Source organism: Clostridium sp. CM041, from assembly GCF_055081035.1.
The window spans coordinates 441,853-460,939 of sequence record NZ_CM143648.1 but is presented as its reverse complement, the minus strand read 5'-3'; the positions used below and the strand labels follow the sequence as shown (position 1 = coordinate 460,939).

The window sequence follows — 19,087 nt, the reverse complement described above, 5'->3', positions numbered from 1 at the left end:
GGCATATTTATCAACAATAATATGAAAATCTCCTGATTTTTTTAATAACTATAATCATTATAGGATTTTCACACTTCTAATTCCATGGTCATATTATACACGTTTATGTATAGGTATTAATTTCCCTACTAATAAATAATTATTTTCCAACTAATAATTATTTAATAGATTTATGGTATATAATAGTGTAGGAATTTTATTACATGCAATACAAAATTAAATATTTAAACCTTATAATAGTCTACAAAAACTAAAACTAATTTTATACTGAAAGGAGATCACATGCATATTGATGATATCATTCATGTAGCTACTGAAGCTGGTAAAATCATATTAGAAAATGGTGGAGAAACCTACAGGGTTGAGCAAACAATCACTATGATATGTAAATCCTATGGCATACCAATCACTGAAAGTTTTGTTACCCCTACTGGTATTATGGTTTCCATAACTAATAGTGAAAATAAAACTATATCATTAATTAGAAGAATAAATGTTAGAACAGTTAACCTTAGTAAGGTTGCCATGATTAACAATCTATCTAGAGAATTAGTTTCTAATCCATTATCTATGAGTGATATAAGAAAAAAGATTGATTATATAAATAATTTATCACCTTATTCTCCGAAGACCACCACATTTTTTTCTGCAATCTGCGCAGGATTTTTTACTTTACTTTTTGGTGGAAATTATAAGGACTTTTTTGTAGCCTTAATAATTGGGGCACTTATAAATTGTTTAAGTTTATTTTTAGAAAAATTAGATGTAAATAGCTTTCTAAAATACATGCTTGGTGGTTCTTTAGCTGCATTCATAGCCCTCTTATCCAAGTCTTTAGGTCTAGTAGGTAATATGGATACTATAATAATAGGATCTATAATGATACTAGCACCTGGCATTGCCATAACAAATGCAATAAGGGATACTATTGCTGGTGATTTAGTTTCTGGTATCTCTAGGACAATAGAAGCTTTATTTATAGCCATTGCTATAGCTGCAGGCACAAGTATAGTTTTCAAAACATGGTTCTTATTATTTGGAGGTACTCTTATATGATTGTTAATTCTTTTTATGCTTTTTTAAGTTCTCTTAGTTTTGGAATACTATTTAATATTAGAGGTAAAAACTTAGTAATCGCCGCCCTTGGAGGAGGCATCAGCTGGTTCACCTATCTTCTTGCCTCAAGACTACAAGCCTCCATAGTTTTTTCATTATTTCTTGCCTCCATGGTTGGAAGTATTTACTCAGAAATAATGGCAAGAATATATAAAAATCCTGTGACTATATTTGTAATCTGCGCAATTATACCACTTGTACCCGGTGGTGGAATGTATTATTCTACTCTTGAGGCCGTAAAGGGTAATTTTAATTCTGCTCTATCCAAAGGTGCTGAAACATTATTTAGCGCAATTTCAATTGCAATTGGAATTGTATTCGTATCCTCCATAAGTTCAATTTTAAAAAAAATAAAGAAGTAAAATTTAGCATCAAATTTTACTTCTTTATTTTTTACTTTAAAAACATAAGGAAAGTTGAAACTAACTCTTCGATTTCTTTTTCCTCTATTGCGTCCTCTTCATGTATAAGACAGTTTTTTGTAAATCTCTCTAAAACAAGACCACCAACTTTATTCATAGCAGCTCTTGCTGCTGCGACTTGCACCAATATGTTTTTGCAGCAAGCTTCGCTGGAAACCATCTTTTCAATACCTTTAACCTGACCTTCAATTTTTCTTAGTCTCACTTGGATATCTTTCACTAATTCATCGTTCATTGTTTTTTCTTTTTCATTTATCATTTTACCACTCCCCTATGCAATATAGTGGACAATTGACAGTTTGTCACAAACAAATAAAAAATAAGCCAGTATCCTATTTCTCCTCTTCTTTTTTAATACCAAGTTCTTTAAGCTGTTTATCATCAACCATATTTGGAGCTTCACTCATTGGACAGTAAGCATTTTGATTCTTAGGAAATGCTATTACATCTTTAATGTTTTCAGTTTCTGCTAAGAACATTATCATTCTATCTAGTCCAAAAGCAAGGCCGCCGTGTGGTGGTGGACCGTATTTGAATGATTCTAGTAAGAATCCAAATCTTTCCCATGCTTTTTCCTGCGTAAATCCCAAAACTTTAAGCATAGTTTCTTGCAATTTAGAATTATGTATTCTAATACTTCCTCCACCTAATTCTTCTCCGTTTAAGACTATATCGTAAGCTTTAGCACGAACTCTGCCTGGCTCACTTTCTAGATACTGTAGATCTTCATCCATTGGCATCGTGAAGGGATGGTGCGCAGCAACATATCTATTTTCTTCTTCGCTATAATCAAATAATGGGAACTCTGTAACCCATACAAAGTTAAACTCTTTATTATCTTTTAAAATTTCAAGATCTTTAGCTACCTGTAATCTTAATGCCCCTAAAGACTGCAATGCAACGCTGTCTTTGTCTGCAACAATAAGTACTAAATCTCCAGTTTTGGCGTCTACCTTATTTAGAACAGATTGCATTTCTTCATCACTTAAAAATTTAGATATAGGCGATTTAATTCCATCTTCTTTATATGCAATCCAAGCAAGTCCTTTTGCTCTATAAGTCTTAACAAATTCACCTAATTTGTCTAACTTCTTTCTTCCCATATCTGCAGCATTACTAACCTTTATAGCTCGTACGCTGCCGCCATTATCTATGGCACCTTTAAATACTACGAATTCACATTCTTTAACCTCTTGGGTAATATCTTTTATTTCCATTCCAAATCTTAAATCCGGTTTATCTGATCCATATTTATCCATAGCTTCTTTATATGTAATTCTTTTTATAGGAAGTTTAACATCCTCGTTTACAACTTCTTTAAATACTTTTTTAATTAAAGCTTCATTAACAGCTATAACATCTTCTTCTTCAACAAATGACATTTCTATATCTATTTGTGTAAACTCTGGTTGTCTATTTGATCTTAAATCTTCATCTCTAAAACATCTTGCTATTTGGAAGTACTTATCATATCCAGACACCATTAATAATTGCTTAAACAATTGTGGTGATTGTGGGAGTGCATAGAACATTCCTTTATAATTTCTGCTTGGGACTAAATAGTCGCGAGCGCCCTCTGGAGTACTTTTTGTGAGCATAGGTGTTTCTATTTCTAAAAAACCATTCTCATCTAAAAAATCACGAACAACCTTAGTTGTTTTATGGCGTATCATAAATATTTTTTGCATATCTGGTCTTCTTAAATCAAGATATCTATATTTTAGACGTATATTTTCTGAGGCATCTAAACCTTCTTTTATATATATAGGCGGAGTTTCTGATTCAGATAATATCTTTATGTTTTCACCTTTAACCTCTACAAGTCCTGTAGGCATATTTTCATTTGGAGACTGTCTTCTAATAAGTTCTCCAGTTACAGCAATACAGTATTCTGGTTTCACTAAATCTGCCTTTTGAAAAGCTTCTTTATTTATTTCTTCTCCAAATACTAATTGTAATAAACCTGTTCTATCTCTTAAGTCTATAAAAACAAGTCCTCCTAGATTTCTTTTTCGTTGAACCCAACCCATTACTGTTACCTTATTTGATATATGTGATTCCCGAAGGTCACCACACATATTGGTTCTCTTTAAACCATCTAATGCTTCTGCCATTTTGCTTCCTTCCTCTCTAAATACTATTTTTATTACTTATTACTTATTTATTAACCCTTAATTATCAATTATATAAAGTATTGAGCAATTCAATTTTTTTATCAACCATCTCATCTACTCTTTTTACGTACTCCCTAACATCTTTGATATTGGCAAACCTTTCATGTCTGTTTTCCTCTAAAAAAACAACTTTACAAACTGCATCTGCACCAAGTGCAATAACTGTCTGTTTCTCCTCAATCATTTGAATATTGTATATTCCTTCTTTTTCAGGCGTGGTATATCCAATGTTTTCCATATTGCCCACCATATTTTTCTGCCTATACATATAATACGGTTTCATATGAAGTTTTTTAGATAATTCAACAGTGTGCTCATACATTTGGTTTAATTCTTCTTGAGCTGGAACTTGAAATCTATAATTATTAAGCATATTTTCATGGAGTTTCGAAGCTCTTTTTATGGACATTCCATGAATTGTAATACTATCAGGTTTCATTTGGAATATTTTATCGCAAGTTCTTATTATATGTGAAATCTTCTCTCCCGGTAGCCCTACTATTAAATCCATATTTATATTATCAAAACCTAGTTCCCTTGCCATGGCAAATTTTTCGTTAACACTATTTACAGAATGAGTTCTCCCAATCAATTCCAAAGTATCATCGTTCATAGTTTGAGGATTTATGCTTATTCTATGTACTCCATACTTTTTCATTGTAGTTAATTTTTCAAAGGTTATACTATCTGGTCTTCCGCATTCTACTGTAAATTCACTCACATTATCATTTTGAATAAAAGCTTCATAAATACACTTCATTATAAATTCAAATTGCTCATCATTTACGGAAGTTGGAGTACCACCTCCAAAATATACACATTCAATGTTAAGCTTCTTACCTTTAATGTAATCACTTATCTCTTTAATTTCATGCGACAAGGCCTCAAGGTAAGGTTCTACTATGTTTTTGCAACTGCTTATAGGATTAGATGCAAATGAACAGTATAAACAACGTGTAGGGCAAAAAGGCATTCCAATATAAACACTTATATTTTCTTTCTCTTTGTTTACAATATTTTTTTCAAACTTTGCAACATCAATACAAAGACGCGCCTTATCTTCTCTTGTAATATGTTTTTCTTTAAATTCAGCTATGATATCATTCTCAGAAATATCCTTTTGGAGTAGCTCAAGCGCTCTTTTAGAAGGCCTAATTCCTATTAAAGTTCCCCACGGGAGCTCACGGGTTGTATCCTTTGAAAAATATAAGAAAACAGCTTTTTTAACCTCTTCTTTAAGTTTGTATAATTTATTAATTGTGTACTCAAAGCTTTCTAAGCCTTTTTGTATAACTACCATATCTTCTTTTACTTCAATATTAAAATCATAATTTTCTTCAACAAATTTAATATCTGGAAATAAAAAAAATAAATTTATCATTTGATATACATCATAATTAAATTCTGCGTTATTTAATTTTACCTTAATCATCCTAACTCCTTAATGAAACATAGCCTATAAAATTTCTTGTGCTATTATCCCCTATATTAATTCTGTAAAAATGGATTGTTTAATTTTTCATTATTTATCGTGCTACATGGTCCATGACCAGGATAGACTATAGTGTTCTCTGGCAGACATAAAAGCTTTGATTTTATACTAGTAATTATAGTATTAAAATCTCCTCCTGCAAAATCTGTTCTTCCGATTGACCCTGCAAAAAGAGTATCTCCGGTGAAGGCACAGTTTTTTATTAAAAAACTCATACCACCAGGTGTATGTCCAGGTGTATCTATACAGTTAATTTCCAAATTAGAAATTCTTATTATATCCCCATTCTTTAGTAACTTATCTGCCCCGCCTTCAATAAGCGGCCCAAATAAATTTACGCCTTTAGTTATTAAATCATCGTCTTTTTTACTCATACACACTACTGCATTTGTGATGGTTTTAAGCTGCGCGACTCCTGATGTATGATCTAGATGTCCATGAGTCAATAGTATATACTTAACTTTTGCACCTATAATATCTATGGCCTTAACAATATCATCCACATCTCCGCCTGGGTCTAACACTATCGCTTCATTGGTGTTTTTATCCATTACAATATAACAATTTGATCCATATATTCCTGTAACAACTTTTCTAATTTCCATTTTAATCCTCCTAGAAGTCTTTTTTACTCTCTAAAAGTAAGGTTACTGGTCCATCATTCTGTATATAAACCTGCATATCTTCTCCAAAATCTCCAGTTTTAACTTTACCTAATACTTCACTACACTGCTTAACAAATTCTAAATATAATATTTCAGCTTGCTCTCCACCAAGAGCTCTCATAAAATTTGGTCTTCTACCTTTTCTGCAATCTCCATATAACGTAAATTGAGAAACTACAAGAAGTTCCCCCCCTACGTCTATTAATGACTTACTCATTTTCCCATCTTCTTCAAAAATTCTCAGGTTTAATATCTTATCCTTTAGGAATTTTATATCATCTTCCGTGTCGCCATCGCAGATTCCAAGTAAAACATTTAATCCAAAACCTATTTCACTAACTAATTTACCACTAACTTCAACTTTTGATGATTTAACTCTTTGCACCACTGCTCTCATAAATATTCCTCTCCTAATTTAAGCAAAACAATTCTCTTAATTTTTTATTCTATAAACTTCCATTACACCCGTTAACTTAGTGATTTTCTTTTGTAGTTCTTTCAAATTCTCAATATCAGCAACCCGTAGCTTTATATTTATTAAAGCCACATTATTTTTTAAAGTTTTTGCATTAATAGAGTATAATTGTGTTTTTGTAAGCGTTATTATCTCCATAATATGAGACAATAGTCCATACGTATCATCTGCTTTAATTTGAATCTCGGTAATATATCCTTTTCCTTCGGGCGCTCCCCAGCTTACCTCAACTACTTTATTTATTTCACTATTTATTAAAGCTTCAACATTTTTGCAATCGCATCTATGAACAGAAACTCCTCGTCCCTTAGTGATGTACCCTACTATTTCATCACCTGGAACTGGATTACAGCACTTAGCAAACCTCACAAGTAAATTACCCTCACCCTTAACTATTAGACCTTGGTAATCCATTATTTTTTTATCATCTTTACATTCACTCTTGGTTATCTTTTGCTCAATGTCCTCAATGGTCATATTCTCTTGCTTGTTTTTATTTTCAAAACTCTCTCTCAACCTATTAATTACAGTTGGAGGCATAATATCTCCCACTCCAACATAAGCGAATAAATCGTCTACAGTTCTAAAATTATATTTCTTATATATTTTTTCTATTGTTTCGCCCTTAGCAATTTCACCAAAATTATATCCTTGTCTCTTAGATTCCCTTTCTAATAATTCTTTACCTTTTTCAATACTCTCATCTCTTTTAGCCTTTTTAAACCAAGCTTTAATTTTACTCTTAGCTTGATTGCTCTTTGTAATATTCAGCCAATCAATACTAGGTCCCTTAGGCGTAGATGAAGTTACAATTTCAACTATTTCTCCAGTTTTCAAGTGGTATTCTAAAGGTACCATTCTTCCATTTACTTTCGCACCCATGCACTTATGCCCTATATCTGTATGAATTCTATAAGCAAAATCAATTGGCGTTGCGTCAAGTGGTAAATTAATAACCTCACCCTTTGGCGAAAACACAAAAACTTCATCTGAAAACAAATCAGTTTTAAACCCTTCCATAAACTCTTCTGCGTCAAAAGTTTCCCCTTGCCACTCAAGAATATCCTTAAGCCATGAAAATTTAGGGTCAGAATTTTGCTCTCCACTGCCCTCTATCCCCTCTTTATACTTCCAATGAGCTGCAATGCCATATTCTGCTGTTTTATGCATCTCGTATGTTCTAATTTGTATTTCAAAAGGTTTCCCGTGCGGTCCTATCACCGTTGAATGTAATGATTGATACATGTTGGGTTTTGGCATTGCAATATAGTCTTTAAACCTTCCAGGAATTGGTTTATACACAGTATGCACTATACCTAGGGCTGCATAACAATTTCCAATATCATTTACTAAAATTCTAACTGCCGTTAAATCAAAAACTTGATCTAAAGTCTTATTTTTAGTAACCATCTTTCTATAAATGCTGTAAAAATGTTTTGGTCTTCCATCCATTTCAGCTTCTATTCCAACAATATTTAAGTTGAACTTTAATTCCATCACTATGTTATCTATATTTTCTTCTCTCTCAGCTCTTTTTTCTGCAATTTTTCTTACTAAATTATAATATTCGTTCGGATTTAAATACCTGAGTGATAAGTCCTCGAGTTCCCATTTAATCTTAGACATTCCAAGTCTGTGAGCGAGAGGTGCATAAATATCCAAAGTTTCTTTTGCCTTTTGTTTTTGCTTTGCAACTGGCATATATTTAAGTGTTCGCATATTATGCAGTCTATCTGCAAGCTTAATAAGGATAACCCTAATATCCTTTGCCATGGCTAAGAGCATTTTGCGAACATTATCAGCTTGTTCCTCTTCCTTAGTCTTATATTTTATTAGTCCAAGCTTAGTTACACCCTCCACTAAATTTGCTACTTCTATGTTAAACTCCCTGCTTACATCATCAAAAGAATATACGGTGTCTTCAATTACATCATGAAGCAAACCTGCAACAATTGTGCTAGTATCAAGTCCCATCTCTGCTAATATGCAGGCTACTTCTAATGGGTGCACAATATAAGGCTCACCCGACTCTCTCTTTTGCTCTTTATGTGCAGCGTAAGAAAAATTAAAGGCTTTAATAATAAGATCTTTGTCTACAGCATTACAATTAGTTTCAATCTTATGTAACAATTTTTCTAACATGCTTATACACTCCTAAAATCAAAGGCTGGTTAAATAACCAGCCAATACTTTTTACTAATATTATATAATATCTTGTAGGATTTTGCAATTTTAATTTAGTAATTCACTACACTAAATTTAAATAAGAACTAAATATCATATTTTACAAGAGACTTTATATCATAACCCTGCAATTTGTCTTTTCCATTAAGCTCTGTTAATTCAATTACAAAATTTAAGGAAACAACTTCTCCACCCATTTGCTCTATAAGTTTTGTTACTGCTACAACTGTCCCACCCGTCGCAAGTAAATCGTCAACTATCGCTACTTTTTGTCCAGTCTTTATTGCATCTTTATGAATTTCAAGTTTATCCGTGCCATATTCAAGGGCATACTCAATTTCTATTGAGTCATAAGGTAACTTACCAGGTTTTCTAACTGGTACAAATCCTGCGCCAAGAGCATAAGCCACTGGTACACCGAATAAAAACCCTCTTGCTTCTGGTCCCACTATAACATCTATTTGCTTATCTTTTAAATATGCTACCATACCATCTATAGTGTACTTAAGTGCATTACCATCTTGTAGTAACGTAGTTATGTCTTTAAAACTGATACCTTTTTTCGGAAAATTTTCTATTATTCTTATACTATTTTTTAAATCCACAGTTATTCCCCCTAAAGTAAAATCAAGGTATGTACTTCCACTTATATAAGTGGGAGACTTTCCTTCTAAATTGTCGTTAAAATACGAGACTATTTTTTAGTTCATTATCTAAGTACTTTGATATCTGTAGTGCTCTATTTTTATCTGTGGTAATAAATAACTCAACAACAATTTTAGCATTATCCATTCTTCCAACAGGATTAATTGTAGGCATTACCTTTAATGCCAATTTTAATACTGTATCTTCATTAATAATCTTAATATTATGAGTTTTTAGAAGTGCACAAATTCCATAATTATTGGTGCACTTTAATTGCTTTATACCTTCCTCTGCGATTATTTTATTTTCACTCTCAAGCTTTGTTTTACTATAACTAGTACCTATCATTACCAAATCCATATATTTATTTATGGACTTCATCTTATAGTAAGACGAAATTGCTTGCGCTAGTTTAAATGTAAGTCCTGAAGCACATAATCCCTTGAATGGATAATTGCAACCCTTTTGTTGTGGATCCACAACAATAGTGTCAGGAACATTTTTAATAGGTTCGTGAAAATCTGTGACTATAACATCAATCCCTATGTATTTACATGATTCTATTTCGCTGAAAGAATTGATTCCACAACCTAATGTTATTATAAGTCCTGGTCCTAAATATTTTATATGATTATTAATATCTTTTTCATTTAAATCACGGTTTTCACTTAGTTCGCTTGGTATAAAATACTCAACATCAGCATTTACAAACTTCAGTACTAGCATCAATAAGGAAATTGCCGTAATACTATCCACATCATAAAAACCATAAAGGACAATTTTTTCTCTCTCATTTATAGCTTTGACAACTCTATATAATGCGGCCTCCATTCCTTTTAATAAAAATGGATTATACATATTGTAATCTATAAAGCTATTTTTATTCATTTGCATGTTTTTAAGATAATCCAGCATAAAAGCTCCCCAAAGTTAATAAAAAACACATTGGTATAATTTAAATTAGTTTTTTTAATAAATACAAAAGTAATTATATTCCAACGATTCCCTACTCAATAATTAATTTTAAATTTTCTAATTTCCTTTTATGAAAATAAAAAGCAAAGAAGTAATTAATACATCATACTTCTCTGCTTTAATTTTTAACCATTTGAAACAATCCTTAGCTTAGTTATCTGATACATATTAGTAATCTGAAGCAGTTTAGAGTGTTGCTTTCTTACTTCTTTTTTTAAGCACCACCCAAACAGGACTTGCTATAAAAATTGAAGAATAACATCCAACTAATATACCGATTATTAATGGTAAACTAAGCTCTCTTATAGATGGTACAAATACATATACCGCAATTATAGTAAATAAAGTTGTAGCAACTGTATTTATTGATCTTGCCATGGTTTGTGTAATACTGGTATTAGTAATGTCTTCTATAGATACTTTTCTCATATTCTTTTGATTTTCTCTTATTCTGTCAAATACAACTATAGTATCATTAATAGAGTAACCAACTATAGTCAGAATAGCCGCTATAAACGTTGCATTTACCGGTATTTGAAATACTGCATACACTCCAACCATAATTAAAATATCATGTAGTAATGCAATTATGGCTGCAACTCCGAATTTAAATTCAAACCTTAATCCTATATACGCTAGCATACAAATCATAGCAATAATTAAGCCACTCATAGCTTTTGTCTGTAATTCACTACCAACAGACGCACCTATCGTATCTTGTGAAATTAATTCACTAGATTTAAACTCTGTCTTAATTTCTTTTAGCATGCTTGCTGTCTCATCAGCAGAAAGAGCATTGCTTTTCACAGTTATTTCCAATTCTTTACCATCATTTAATGTTTTTGATAAGTATTCACCCTTTGCGTGTTTATCAATTATTTGATCTACATCGGATTTTTTAAATTCCTGCTTCATATTAATAATAAGCGCTGTACCACCTTTAAAATCTATACCTAAGTTTAGCCCCTTTGTTACCATGAACCCCATTCCTATTACAATTATGAATAGAGACATAGCAAACCATAGTTTAGTTTTTTCAACTATTTTTAGCATATGCTTACCCCCTCTTCACGCCAAAATGAGATGTTTTACTTAGTAGTCCCATTTCGACAGCTAATTTTAATAAGAATTTAGTGCTAGTAAGTGCTGTAAATACACTTATACCTATACCAATCATCAATGTAAGCGCAAACCCTTTAACTGTGCCTGTTCCAACTGAATATAAAACTAAGGCAGCAATTATAGTTGTGATGTTTGAATCTAATATTGATGACAGTGCCCTATGAAAACCAGCATCTACAGAGGCTTTTATTGATTTTCCGGTTTTAAGTTCCTCTCTTATTCTTTCAAATATTAACACATTAGCATCTACTGCCATACCAACTGTAAGTAAGAATCCCGCTATCCCTGCAAGTGTCAAAGTGGCATTAATGGCTGAGAATGCTCCAAGAACCAAAACCACATATAAAATTAAAGATATACCTGAAATCATACCTGGTACCCTATAATATAAAAGCATAAATATTAATATAACTAATATCCCTATAGCTCCAGCCTTCATACTTAATGGCAATGCATTTTTACCTAAAGTAGCTCCAACTGTTTTAACGGAAACAGCTTTTAAAGTTACAGGCAATGCTCCTGATTTAATAATTTGAGATTTTGTTGTAGCTTCTTCTAATGTCTTGGTTCCTGAGATCATAGCCTTACCATCTGTTATAACTGAGTCTACTGTAGGATCTGTTAGCACCTCATTATCCATATAAATAGTAATTGGTTGTCCTAAAAACTTCTTTGTAGCTACTGCAAATTTATTCTTCCCTGATTCATTAAGTTCAAGCCCTATAGTAGGTTTATTATCTTGACCTATGTATGCAGTAGCATCTTTTACATCTTTACCAGTAAGAATTGTCACTTTATCAGGACCAACAAATTTAAGCTCCCCTGATTTTGCAACAGTATCAAGAATTTCTTTTGAATCGAATTTTCCTGGTATCTCAATTCTAATTCTATTATCACCCTCTTTGGTAACTAATGTCTCACTAACCCCCATTTTGTTGACTCTCATAGATATAAGTTCAATTGTTGTGTCCAATGTTTTTGAATCAACTTTCCCACCTTGAACTTCTTCTAAGACAGAAATTCCACCCTGTAAATCTAACCCTTTATTTATTGTTTCAGTAAATGGTTTAAACCTATAATTTCCTATTTCAAGTCCATAGAAACCTGCAAATGCAAATACCCCCACAACTAAAACACTGGTAAGAAAAAGCATCATACTTTTTTTCTTTTTCATTCTTATCACCCCTTCGCTGCATATTCATAAGTAAATTATATTATGATTTACTAATTTAGTCAATATTTGTCAAAATGTTTTTACTTATTCATGGTTTTTGATTTTAAAGCTATAGCACATTCTATCCTTTTCTTTTGCATCTTGCATCCAAGTTCATAAGGAATATGCATATCTCCGTTAAAGTTAAAGTTATTTGCTTGGCATCCCCCACTACAATAAAATTTGGCCCAGCACTGCATACATGTAGGTTTGTTATAAATATGTGCTTCTTTAAACTCTTGCACAATTTTTTTATTAGTAATTCCATTGTATATATCGCCCAGCATATAATCTTTATTACCAACAAATTGATGGCAAGGGTATATTTCTCCTTTAGGGGTAACTGCTATATATTCATGACCCGCTCCGCATCCAGAAATTCTCTTATAAACGCAAGGTCCACCTTTTAAATCTATATTAAAATGGTAAAATTTAAATTCATTTCCATCCTTATGTCTCTGAAGCATATCCGTATATAATTTATCATATTGCTCAAAAATAACTGGTAAATCTTCTTCTCTAATTGAAAGTTCATGTTCCTTTGGTAACACTACTGGTTCTATAGATATTTCTTTAAAACCTAAATCTGCCATATGTTTTACATCTTCAAAAAAGTCAGTATTTCCTCTGGTAAAGGTTCCCCTCGCATAATAAGCTTTTGACTTATCTCTCATATCAACCATTTTTTTGATGTTAGGAAGTACCCTATCATAGGAACCGCTTCCATCAACTCTTACTCTAACCTTATCATTAACAGATTTTCTACCATCTATGCTAAGTACTATATTCCCCATATTTTCATCCATATATTTCATGATTTCATCATTAAGTAATGTAGCATTAGTCGTCATTGTAAATCTTATACTTTTTTTATATTTTTTTTCTTGCACTTTAGCATATTCCACTACTTCTTTTATCATATCAAAAGCCATGAGTGGTTCTCCACCAAATAAATCTATCTCAATGTTTTTTCTCGTTCCAGATTTTTCCAGAACAAAATCTATTGCTTTCTTTCCAACTTCCGCTGACATTACTTCTCTAGCACCATGATACTCACCCTCGTCAGCAAAACAGTATTTACATCTTAAATTACAATCGTGTATTACATTAAGACATAAAGCTTTTATGTACGACTCCGCTTGTCCACTTTCTATTGCAATTGATTCATATAAATCTTTTGTGTATAGCATTTCTTCCTGTATTAAACTTTGAATTTCACTATACGCTTCCTCAATATCTTCTACATTATATTTATCTTTTAAGCTTTCTATTAACTCTTCTTTTTCCCCAAGGGAAACCTCATCTAAAAGATCATAAACTATTTCATCGACTACATGTAGCGCTCCAGAATTTACATCTATTACGTAGTATTCTCCATTTTGGATATATTTATGAATTAGTGACAATTTTATTCCTCCTAACAAATTTAAAGCAGTAACCTTAAGTTACTGCCACATTAATATTATTCGTTTTCACAAGCTAAGTTTGCTACTGTGCAAGAAGTTTTACATGCTGATTGGCATGAATTAGCACATTCTTTGCATCCTGGTTTTTTCAAACTTTCTTTAATGCTTGATTTGTTTATAGTTCTTATATGTTTCATTATTATTCCTCCATATCGTAAAGTTTCTGCATAATTATATCATAATATCTTAGCTAAATAAAGTATTCTTATAGATTTATTCCAAGCATTCCTGAAAAAGCACCTGTGCCTAGAGCTAAAGCTGTTCTTACTACTTCCCTCATACCTATAGCAGTGCTTCCACCACCAACTACTTTAACTAGGTATAAAACTAACATGTAAGTAGCTGCCACCATGATACCCATTAGCCAACCTTTTTCTCCAGCCTTTTTTGCAGCAAATACAGATCCATAAAGTACACTGACTAATGTTATTACAATGTAAAAAACGGATGTTACCTTCATGCTAGCTGGTAAAAAGGTTGTTAGTATAGAATAAATCACTAATATAATTAAGGTTAGAATTGCAGCCCTAAATACTCCTTCTGCAGCATAAGAATATTTTTTTTTGTTTTCCATGTATATCCCCCCTTACTATAAATTTCAATATTGTTTTCATTGAAATCTATAGTATTAATTATGATTAAAAAGGGGGGTTTATTACTAATTTTCTACTTTTTCTCTACTACTTCATCACTGTTTAAATTTATAACTGTGCCTATTCCACTTTTTGATAATTTAATTCTAGCTCTGTCTGGACCACTTTCCAATATAATGTAGTCATCTTGAATGTTGATTATTTTTCCCATTATACCGCCCTTAGTCATTACTTCATCATTTAATTTTAAATTATTTAAAAGTGTAGCATATTTTTTCTTTCTTTTGTTTTCTGGTATAAATACTACTAGATAAAATACCGCAAGCATTAACACTATAGATATTAAAGAACCGAATTGTCCCATTTATGTTCCCCTCCTTTCAATAAATTTTTTTAAACTTATAATAAAATAATTCCCCATAAACTTAATTCCTAAAAGACCACAACATCCCTTAGTACATTTATAGGTTAATCATATTATAGTAAATAATTATATTTACTCATTCCACTGAGCAAGTTTCTCAGCCTTAAACTCTTCAAAACAATCATTATCAATGGCATCCCTAATGTCTTCCATAAGTTTATTATAAAAATATAGATTGTGAAGCACGCAAAGTCTCATGGCGAGCATCTCTTTTGCCTTAAATAAGTGTCTTATATAGGCTCTTGTATAGTGCATGCAAGCAGGACATTGACATCCTTCATCAATCGGAGCGCTATCCAGCTCAAATTTAGAATTCATTATATTTATTTTACCATCACTCGTAAAAACATTTCCGTGCCTACCATTTCTTGCTGGCAATACACAATCAAAAAAGTCTACTCCCCTAGATACTGCTTCTAAAATATTGCTTGGATAGCCCACTCCCATAAGATATATTGGTTTATCCTGTGGTAAGTGTGGAACAACTGCATCAATGATTCTGTACATCTCTTCATGAGTCTCCCCTACTGCAAGTCCTCCTATAGCATAACCATCTAGGTTCATCTTACTAATTGTTTTAGCATGTTCTGTTCTGATATCCTCACAAATACCACCTTGATTTATTCCAAACAACATCTGTTTGTTATTTATAGTGCCCTCAAGAGAATTTAATCTATCCATTTCAGTCTTACATCTAATTAGCCATCTTGTAGTTCTTGCTACTGAGTCTTCTACATATTCTCTAGTAGATGGGTTTGATATACATTCATCAAAAGCCATTGCAATAGTAGATCCTAAATTGCTTTGTATCTGCATACTTTCTTCTGGCCCCATGAATATTTTTTTCCCGTCAATATGTGAATTAAAGTAAACTCCTTCTTCTTTAATTTTCCTCATTTTAGATAGAGAAAACACCTGAAACCCACCAGAATCTGTAAGAATAGGTCTATCCCAATTCATAAATTTATGAAGTCCTCCCATTTGCTTTATAACCTTATCTGTTGGCCTTAAGTGTAAATGATAGGTATTAGATAATTCTACTTGGCAGTTGATTTCTTTTAAATCCATAGTGGAAACAGCGCCCTTAATAACTGCCTGAGTTCCCACATTCATAAATACAGGTGTTTGAATAGTTCCATGAGGTGTTGTAAACTCACCACGTCTTACTTTACCACTTTTCTTAAGTAATTTATACATATTTACCCTACTTTCTATACAATAATTAATATAAAAACATTGCATCTCCAAAACTAAAGAATCTATATCTTTCTTTTACTGCCATATCATATGCACCCATAATTAAATCTTGGCCCGCAAAAGCGCTAACTAACATTATTAATGTGGACTCTGGCAAATGAAAATTCGTTATTATTGCATCAACAATTTTGAATTTATATCCTGGATAAATAAATATATCTGTCCATCCGGATTTTTCCTCTACTCTGCCATTATCATCTGCTATACTTTCGAGTGTTCTATTAGATGTAGTACCTACTGCAATTACTCTGCCACCTGTCTCTTTTACTTCATTAATTATCGCTGCTGCTTCACTACTAAGCATATAGTACTCTGAATGCATTTCATGTTCTTCCACTGTTGCGGCTTTTACAGGTCTAAAAGTACCCAGACCTATATGAAGTGTTACAAATACAATTTTAACACCCTTAGCTTTAATTTGACTTAGCAAATCATCTGTAAAATGGAGTCCTGCAGTAGGGGCTGCTGCAGATCCTGCTGCTCTTGAAAATACAGTCTGATATCTTTCTTTATCTTCTAATATTTCAGTTATGTATGGTGGTAGCGGCATCTCTCCGAGTTTATCTAAAACCTCTTCAAAAATTCCTTCGAATTCAAATTCCACTATTCTACTTCCACCCTCAGAAACACTCATGACTGTTGCCTTTAGTTCTCCATTTCCAAAAATAAACCTAGCTCCAATCTTTGCTTTTTTACCCGGTTTAACTAAGGTTTCCCAATGATTAACATCTATTCTCTTTAGTAGCAGGAATTCCATTTTACCTCCGGTGTCCTCTTTCATTCCTAAAAGCCTTGCTGGTAAAACTCTGGTGTCATTTAGCACTAAGCAATCTCCTGGGTTTAAATACTCTATTATATTTTTAAACTGTTTGTGCTGTATTTCCTTATTTGTTTTATTGACTACCATAAGCCTTGACTCATCCCTTTTTTCAACTGGATGTTGAGCAATAAGCTCCTTTGGTAAGTCAAAATAAAAATCCTTTACTTTCAAAAAAACTACATCCTTTCTTTAGCAAAAATCATTCAAACTTCATCATTAATACTGTGAATTGTTTTAGATTTTTATGCTTATTCTATTTTTTAAAAGGCCTATTCAAATGTTGATAAGCCTTATTAGAAGCCATCCTCCCTCTTGGGGTTCTTATTATGAATCCTTTTTGAATTAAATAAGGTTCATAGACATCTTCTAAAGTTCCTAATTCTTCTCCTATAAAATAAGATAAGGTCTCTATGCCTACTGGCCCCCCATTAAAATTATCTATAATAGCTTCAAGCATTTTATTATCTATTCTATCAAATCCTTCGTCGTCTATTTCAAGAAGTTCACAAGCAGACTTTGCTAAATTCAAATCAATAATTCCATTCCCCTTAACATCACAATAATCGCGAACCCTCTTAAGCAAACGATTAGCAATTCTCGGAGTACCTCTTGAACGTCTTGCAACTTCAATTGCAGCATTTTCCGTAATATCTACTTTTAAAATAGATGCAGAACGAATTACTATCTCTTTTAACTCACCTTGCGTATAATATTCCATGGCACTTAGCACACCAAATCTATCACGAAGAGGTGCTGTTAATAGTCCAATCCTGGTAGTTGCACCAATAAGTGTGAACTTAGGCAAATCTAGTCTTATAGATTTTGCTGAAGCTCCTTTTCCAATTACAATATCTAAAACATAATCCTCCATAGCAGGATATAATATTTCTTCTACAGCTCTATTAAGTCTATGTATTTCATCAATAAAAATAACATCATAATCGCTCAAACTAGTTAAAATAGCTGCCAAATCCCCTGCTCTTTCAATCGCGGGCCCGGAGGTTACTTTTAAGTTACCCTTCATTTCCTTTGCAATAATGTTGGCAAGTGTTGTCTTACCAAGCCCAGGAGGACCATATAAAAGCACATGATCAAGAGCTTCTTCCCTATTTTGAGCTGCTTTAATGAATATATTTAATTTTTCTTTAATCTTTGGTTGACCAATATACTCTCTAAGTTTTTGGGGTCTTAGCGAATACTCTGCTTCCATATCTTCTTCAATGACCGATGAAGTAATAATTCTTTCCTCAATATCATCCATAGTGTACTCCCACCTTAGTTCATCAAATATTTCAAACAATCTTTAATCATATTTTCAAGTGATTGTTCTTTACTTATAGCTTTTAATGCTTTTTCTGCTTCCTTTTCAGAATATCCAAGGGAAATAAGCGCTCCTAAAACCTCTATAAGTTTTCTATCATCTTCTAAATTACTACCTGAAATTTGTGATAAAGTGTTAGCTGCTGACTGTTCAATATGAATTTTTTCTCTGAGCTCTAGAATTATTCTTTGAGCAATTTTCTTGCCTATTCCAGGTGCCCGTATTAAAGTTTTTTCATCTCCCGACACAATTGCATATTTTAAATTTGTAACACTGCAAATAGAAAGTAATGATAAGCCAGCTTTTGACCCAACTCCATTTATACTAATTACAAGGCTAAACATCTCTATCTCTTCTTTTGTTAGAAATCCGTATAGTCCAATAAAATCTTCTCTAACAATTTGTTTTATATATAATAATACATGCTCGTTAGTTTTGGGCATCTTTGCCATAGTACTTCCAGAGGTATATATTTTGTAACCCATGCCGTTATTATCTACTACAATATAGTCCTTATTAATGCCTACAAAAATTCCATTTATATATTCGTACATATATTTCCTCCTTGATGCTTTCTTCGTGAATATAAATTATTAATTGCTATCATCACATTTTTATAAAGGCTACATAACACTTTACCACCTAAACGGTATTAATTCAATAATTAAGATGCATGAAAATAAATAATAAGTCAAAAAACCTTAAGAAATACATTTTTCTTAA

General features: G+C 32.2%; 20 protein-coding genes. 2 read left to right on the top strand and 18 right to left on the bottom strand.

The window, feature by feature from the left end; translation table 11 throughout:
* Window positions 1-282 precede the first annotated feature (282 nt).
* Together ACWJJT_RS02260 and ACWJJT_RS02255 are read left to right on the top strand one after the other, a co-directional pair.
* Complete coding sequence (locus ACWJJT_RS02260) at window positions 283-1,056, top strand: threonine/serine exporter family protein (protein WP_462955916.1); 774 nt, start codon at window positions 283-285, stop codon at window positions 1,054-1,056.
* Complete coding sequence (locus tag ACWJJT_RS02255) at window positions 1,053-1,478, top strand: threonine/serine exporter family protein (protein WP_462955915.1); 426 nt, start codon at window positions 1,053-1,055, stop codon at window positions 1,476-1,478. The genes ACWJJT_RS02260 and ACWJJT_RS02255 overlap by 4 nt, the downstream gene beginning before the upstream one ends.
* Window positions 1,479-1,509: 31 nt before the next feature.
* Here ACWJJT_RS02255 and ACWJJT_RS02250 read toward each other — a convergent pair whose 3' ends face one another.
* The 18 genes from ACWJJT_RS02250 to ruvA form a co-directional block, all read right to left on the bottom strand.
* Window positions 1,510-1,797: a metal-sensitive transcriptional regulator gene (locus tag ACWJJT_RS02250; protein ID WP_462955914.1), complete on the bottom strand. Its 288-nt coding sequence runs from the start codon at window positions 1,795-1,797 to the stop codon at window positions 1,510-1,512.
* 73 nt (window positions 1,798-1,870) lie between these two features.
* On the bottom strand, window positions 1,871-3,652 hold the full coding sequence (aspS, locus tag ACWJJT_RS02245; protein WP_462955913.1) for an aspartate--tRNA ligase: 1,782 nt from the start codon (window positions 3,650-3,652) through the stop codon (window positions 1,871-1,873).
* A 64-nt stretch (window positions 3,653-3,716) separates the two neighbouring features.
* On the bottom strand, window positions 3,717-5,144 hold the full coding sequence (locus ACWJJT_RS02240; RefSeq protein WP_462955912.1) for a coproporphyrinogen III oxidase: 1,428 nt from the start codon (window positions 5,142-5,144) through the stop codon (window positions 3,717-3,719).
* A 56-nt stretch (window positions 5,145-5,200) separates the two neighbouring features.
* Window positions 5,201-5,809, bottom strand: a complete 609-nt coding sequence (locus tag ACWJJT_RS02235; protein WP_462955911.1) for an MBL fold metallo-hydrolase — start codon at window positions 5,807-5,809, stop codon at window positions 5,201-5,203.
* Window positions 5,810-5,819: 10 nt separating this feature from the next.
* Window positions 5,820-6,266 (bottom strand): D-aminoacyl-tRNA deacylase, encoded by a 447-nt coding sequence (gene dtd, locus ACWJJT_RS02230; protein ID WP_462955910.1) that lies wholly within the window; start codon window positions 6,264-6,266, stop codon window positions 5,820-5,822.
* Between the two features lie 36 nt (window positions 6,267-6,302).
* The gene (locus ACWJJT_RS02225; RefSeq protein WP_462955909.1) at window positions 6,303-8,486 is read right to left on the bottom strand and encodes a RelA/SpoT family protein; all 2,184 of its coding nucleotides are present in this window, start codon (window positions 8,484-8,486) and stop codon (window positions 6,303-6,305) included.
* A gap of 128 nt (window positions 8,487-8,614) precedes the next feature.
* A complete protein-coding gene (locus ACWJJT_RS02220; protein WP_462955908.1) occupies window positions 8,615-9,133 on the bottom strand; it encodes an adenine phosphoribosyltransferase in 519 nt (172 codons plus the stop codon).
* 76 nt (window positions 9,134-9,209) lie between these two features.
* Window positions 9,210-10,088 carry a DHH family phosphoesterase gene (locus tag ACWJJT_RS02215; protein ID WP_462955907.1) on the bottom strand — a complete coding sequence of 293 codons (879 nt, stop codon included), beginning with the start codon at window positions 10,086-10,088 and terminating at the stop codon, window positions 9,210-9,212.
* A gap of 246 nt (window positions 10,089-10,334) precedes the next feature.
* Window positions 10,335-11,201, bottom strand: a complete 867-nt coding sequence (gene secF / locus ACWJJT_RS02210; protein ID WP_462955906.1) for a protein translocase subunit SecF — start codon at window positions 11,199-11,201, stop codon at window positions 10,335-10,337.
* Window positions 11,202-11,205: 4 nt separating this feature from the next.
* Window positions 11,206-12,444, bottom strand: a complete 1,239-nt coding sequence (gene secD, locus ACWJJT_RS02205; protein WP_462955905.1) for a protein translocase subunit SecD — start codon at window positions 12,442-12,444, stop codon at window positions 11,206-11,208.
* Window positions 12,445-12,524: 80 nt separating this feature from the next.
* On the bottom strand, window positions 12,525-13,889 hold the full coding sequence (gene scfB, locus ACWJJT_RS02200; protein ID WP_462955904.1) for a thioether cross-link-forming SCIFF peptide maturase: 1,365 nt from the start codon (window positions 13,887-13,889) through the stop codon (window positions 12,525-12,527).
* A 56-nt stretch (window positions 13,890-13,945) separates the two neighbouring features.
* Entirely contained in the window at window positions 13,946-14,086 is a 141-nt protein-coding gene (gene scfA / locus ACWJJT_RS02195) for a six-cysteine ranthipeptide SCIFF (protein ID WP_165412773.1), read from the bottom strand.
* A gap of 68 nt (window positions 14,087-14,154) precedes the next feature.
* Window positions 14,155-14,523: a TIGR04086 family membrane protein gene (locus ACWJJT_RS02190; RefSeq protein ID WP_462955903.1), complete on the bottom strand. Its 369-nt coding sequence runs from the start codon at window positions 14,521-14,523 to the stop codon at window positions 14,155-14,157.
* 92 nt (window positions 14,524-14,615) lie between these two features.
* Window positions 14,616-14,906 (bottom strand): preprotein translocase subunit YajC, encoded by a 291-nt coding sequence (gene yajC, locus ACWJJT_RS02185; RefSeq protein WP_165412775.1) that lies wholly within the window; start codon window positions 14,904-14,906, stop codon window positions 14,616-14,618.
* Window positions 14,907-15,038: 132 nt separating this feature from the next.
* A complete protein-coding gene (gene tgt / locus ACWJJT_RS02180) occupies window positions 15,039-16,163 on the bottom strand; it encodes a tRNA guanosine(34) transglycosylase Tgt (protein WP_462955902.1) in 1,125 nt (374 codons plus the stop codon).
* A gap of 25 nt (window positions 16,164-16,188) precedes the next feature.
* Entirely contained in the window at window positions 16,189-17,214 is a 1,026-nt protein-coding gene (gene queA / locus ACWJJT_RS02175) for a tRNA preQ1(34) S-adenosylmethionine ribosyltransferase-isomerase QueA (RefSeq protein ID WP_462955901.1), read from the bottom strand.
* An 82-nt stretch (window positions 17,215-17,296) separates the two neighbouring features.
* On the bottom strand, window positions 17,297-18,304 hold the full coding sequence (gene ruvB, locus ACWJJT_RS02170) for a Holliday junction branch migration DNA helicase RuvB (RefSeq protein ID WP_462955900.1): 1,008 nt from the start codon (window positions 18,302-18,304) through the stop codon (window positions 17,297-17,299).
* Window positions 18,305-18,318: 14 nt separating this feature from the next.
* On the bottom strand, window positions 18,319-18,918 hold the full coding sequence (ruvA, locus tag ACWJJT_RS02165; RefSeq protein WP_165412779.1) for a Holliday junction branch migration protein RuvA: 600 nt from the start codon (window positions 18,916-18,918) through the stop codon (window positions 18,319-18,321).
* Window positions 18,919-19,087: the final 169 nt, after the last annotated feature.

Bases quoted from the DNA above. Each gene is read 5' to 3' on its own strand.
- ACWJJT_RS02260 (WP_462955916.1), top strand. From the start codon at position 283: ATGCATATTGATGATATCATTCATGTAGCTACTGAAGCTGGTAAAATC.
- ACWJJT_RS02255 (WP_462955915.1), top strand. From the start codon at position 1,053: ATGATTGTTAATTCTTTTTATGCTTTTTTAAGTTCTCTTAGTTTTGGA.
- ACWJJT_RS02250 (WP_462955914.1), bottom strand. From the start codon at position 1,797: ATGATAAATGAAAAAGAAAAAACAATGAACGATGAATTAGTGAAAGAT.
- aspS (WP_462955913.1), bottom strand. From the start codon at position 3,652: ATGGCAGAAGCATTAGATGGTTTAAAGAGAACCAATATGTGTGGTGAC.
- ACWJJT_RS02240 (WP_462955912.1), bottom strand. From the start codon at position 5,144: ATGATTAAGGTAAAATTAAATAACGCAGAATTTAATTATGATGTATAT.
- ACWJJT_RS02235 (WP_462955911.1), bottom strand. From the start codon at position 5,809: ATGGAAATTAGAAAAGTTGTTACAGGAATATATGGATCAAATTGTTAT.
- dtd (WP_462955910.1), bottom strand. From the start codon at position 6,266: ATGAGAGCAGTGGTGCAAAGAGTTAAATCATCAAAAGTTGAAGTTAGT.
- ACWJJT_RS02225 (WP_462955909.1), bottom strand. From the start codon at position 8,486: ATGTTAGAAAAATTGTTACATAAGATTGAAACTAATTGTAATGCTGTA.
- ACWJJT_RS02215 (WP_462955907.1), bottom strand. From the start codon at position 10,088: ATGCTGGATTATCTTAAAAACATGCAAATGAATAAAAATAGCTTTATA.
- secF (WP_462955906.1), bottom strand. From the start codon at position 11,201: ATGCTAAAAATAGTTGAAAAAACTAAACTATGGTTTGCTATGTCTCTA.
- secD (WP_462955905.1), bottom strand. From the start codon at position 12,444: ATGAAAAAGAAAAAAAGTATGATGCTTTTTCTTACCAGTGTTTTAGTT.
- scfA (WP_165412773.1), bottom strand. From the start codon at position 14,086: ATGAAACATATAAGAACTATAAACAAATCAAGCATTAAAGAAAGTTTG.
- ACWJJT_RS02190 (WP_462955903.1), bottom strand. From the start codon at position 14,523: ATGGAAAACAAAAAAAAATATTCTTATGCTGCAGAAGGAGTATTTAGG.
- yajC (WP_165412775.1), bottom strand. From the start codon at position 14,906: ATGGGACAATTCGGTTCTTTAATATCTATAGTGTTAATGCTTGCGGTA.
- tgt (WP_462955902.1), bottom strand. From the start codon at position 16,163: ATGTATAAATTACTTAAGAAAAGTGGTAAAGTAAGACGTGGTGAGTTT.
- ruvB (WP_462955900.1), bottom strand. From the start codon at position 18,304: ATGGATGATATTGAGGAAAGAATTATTACTTCATCGGTCATTGAAGAA.
- ruvA (WP_165412779.1), bottom strand. From the start codon at position 18,918: ATGTACGAATATATAAATGGAATTTTTGTAGGCATTAATAAGGACTAT.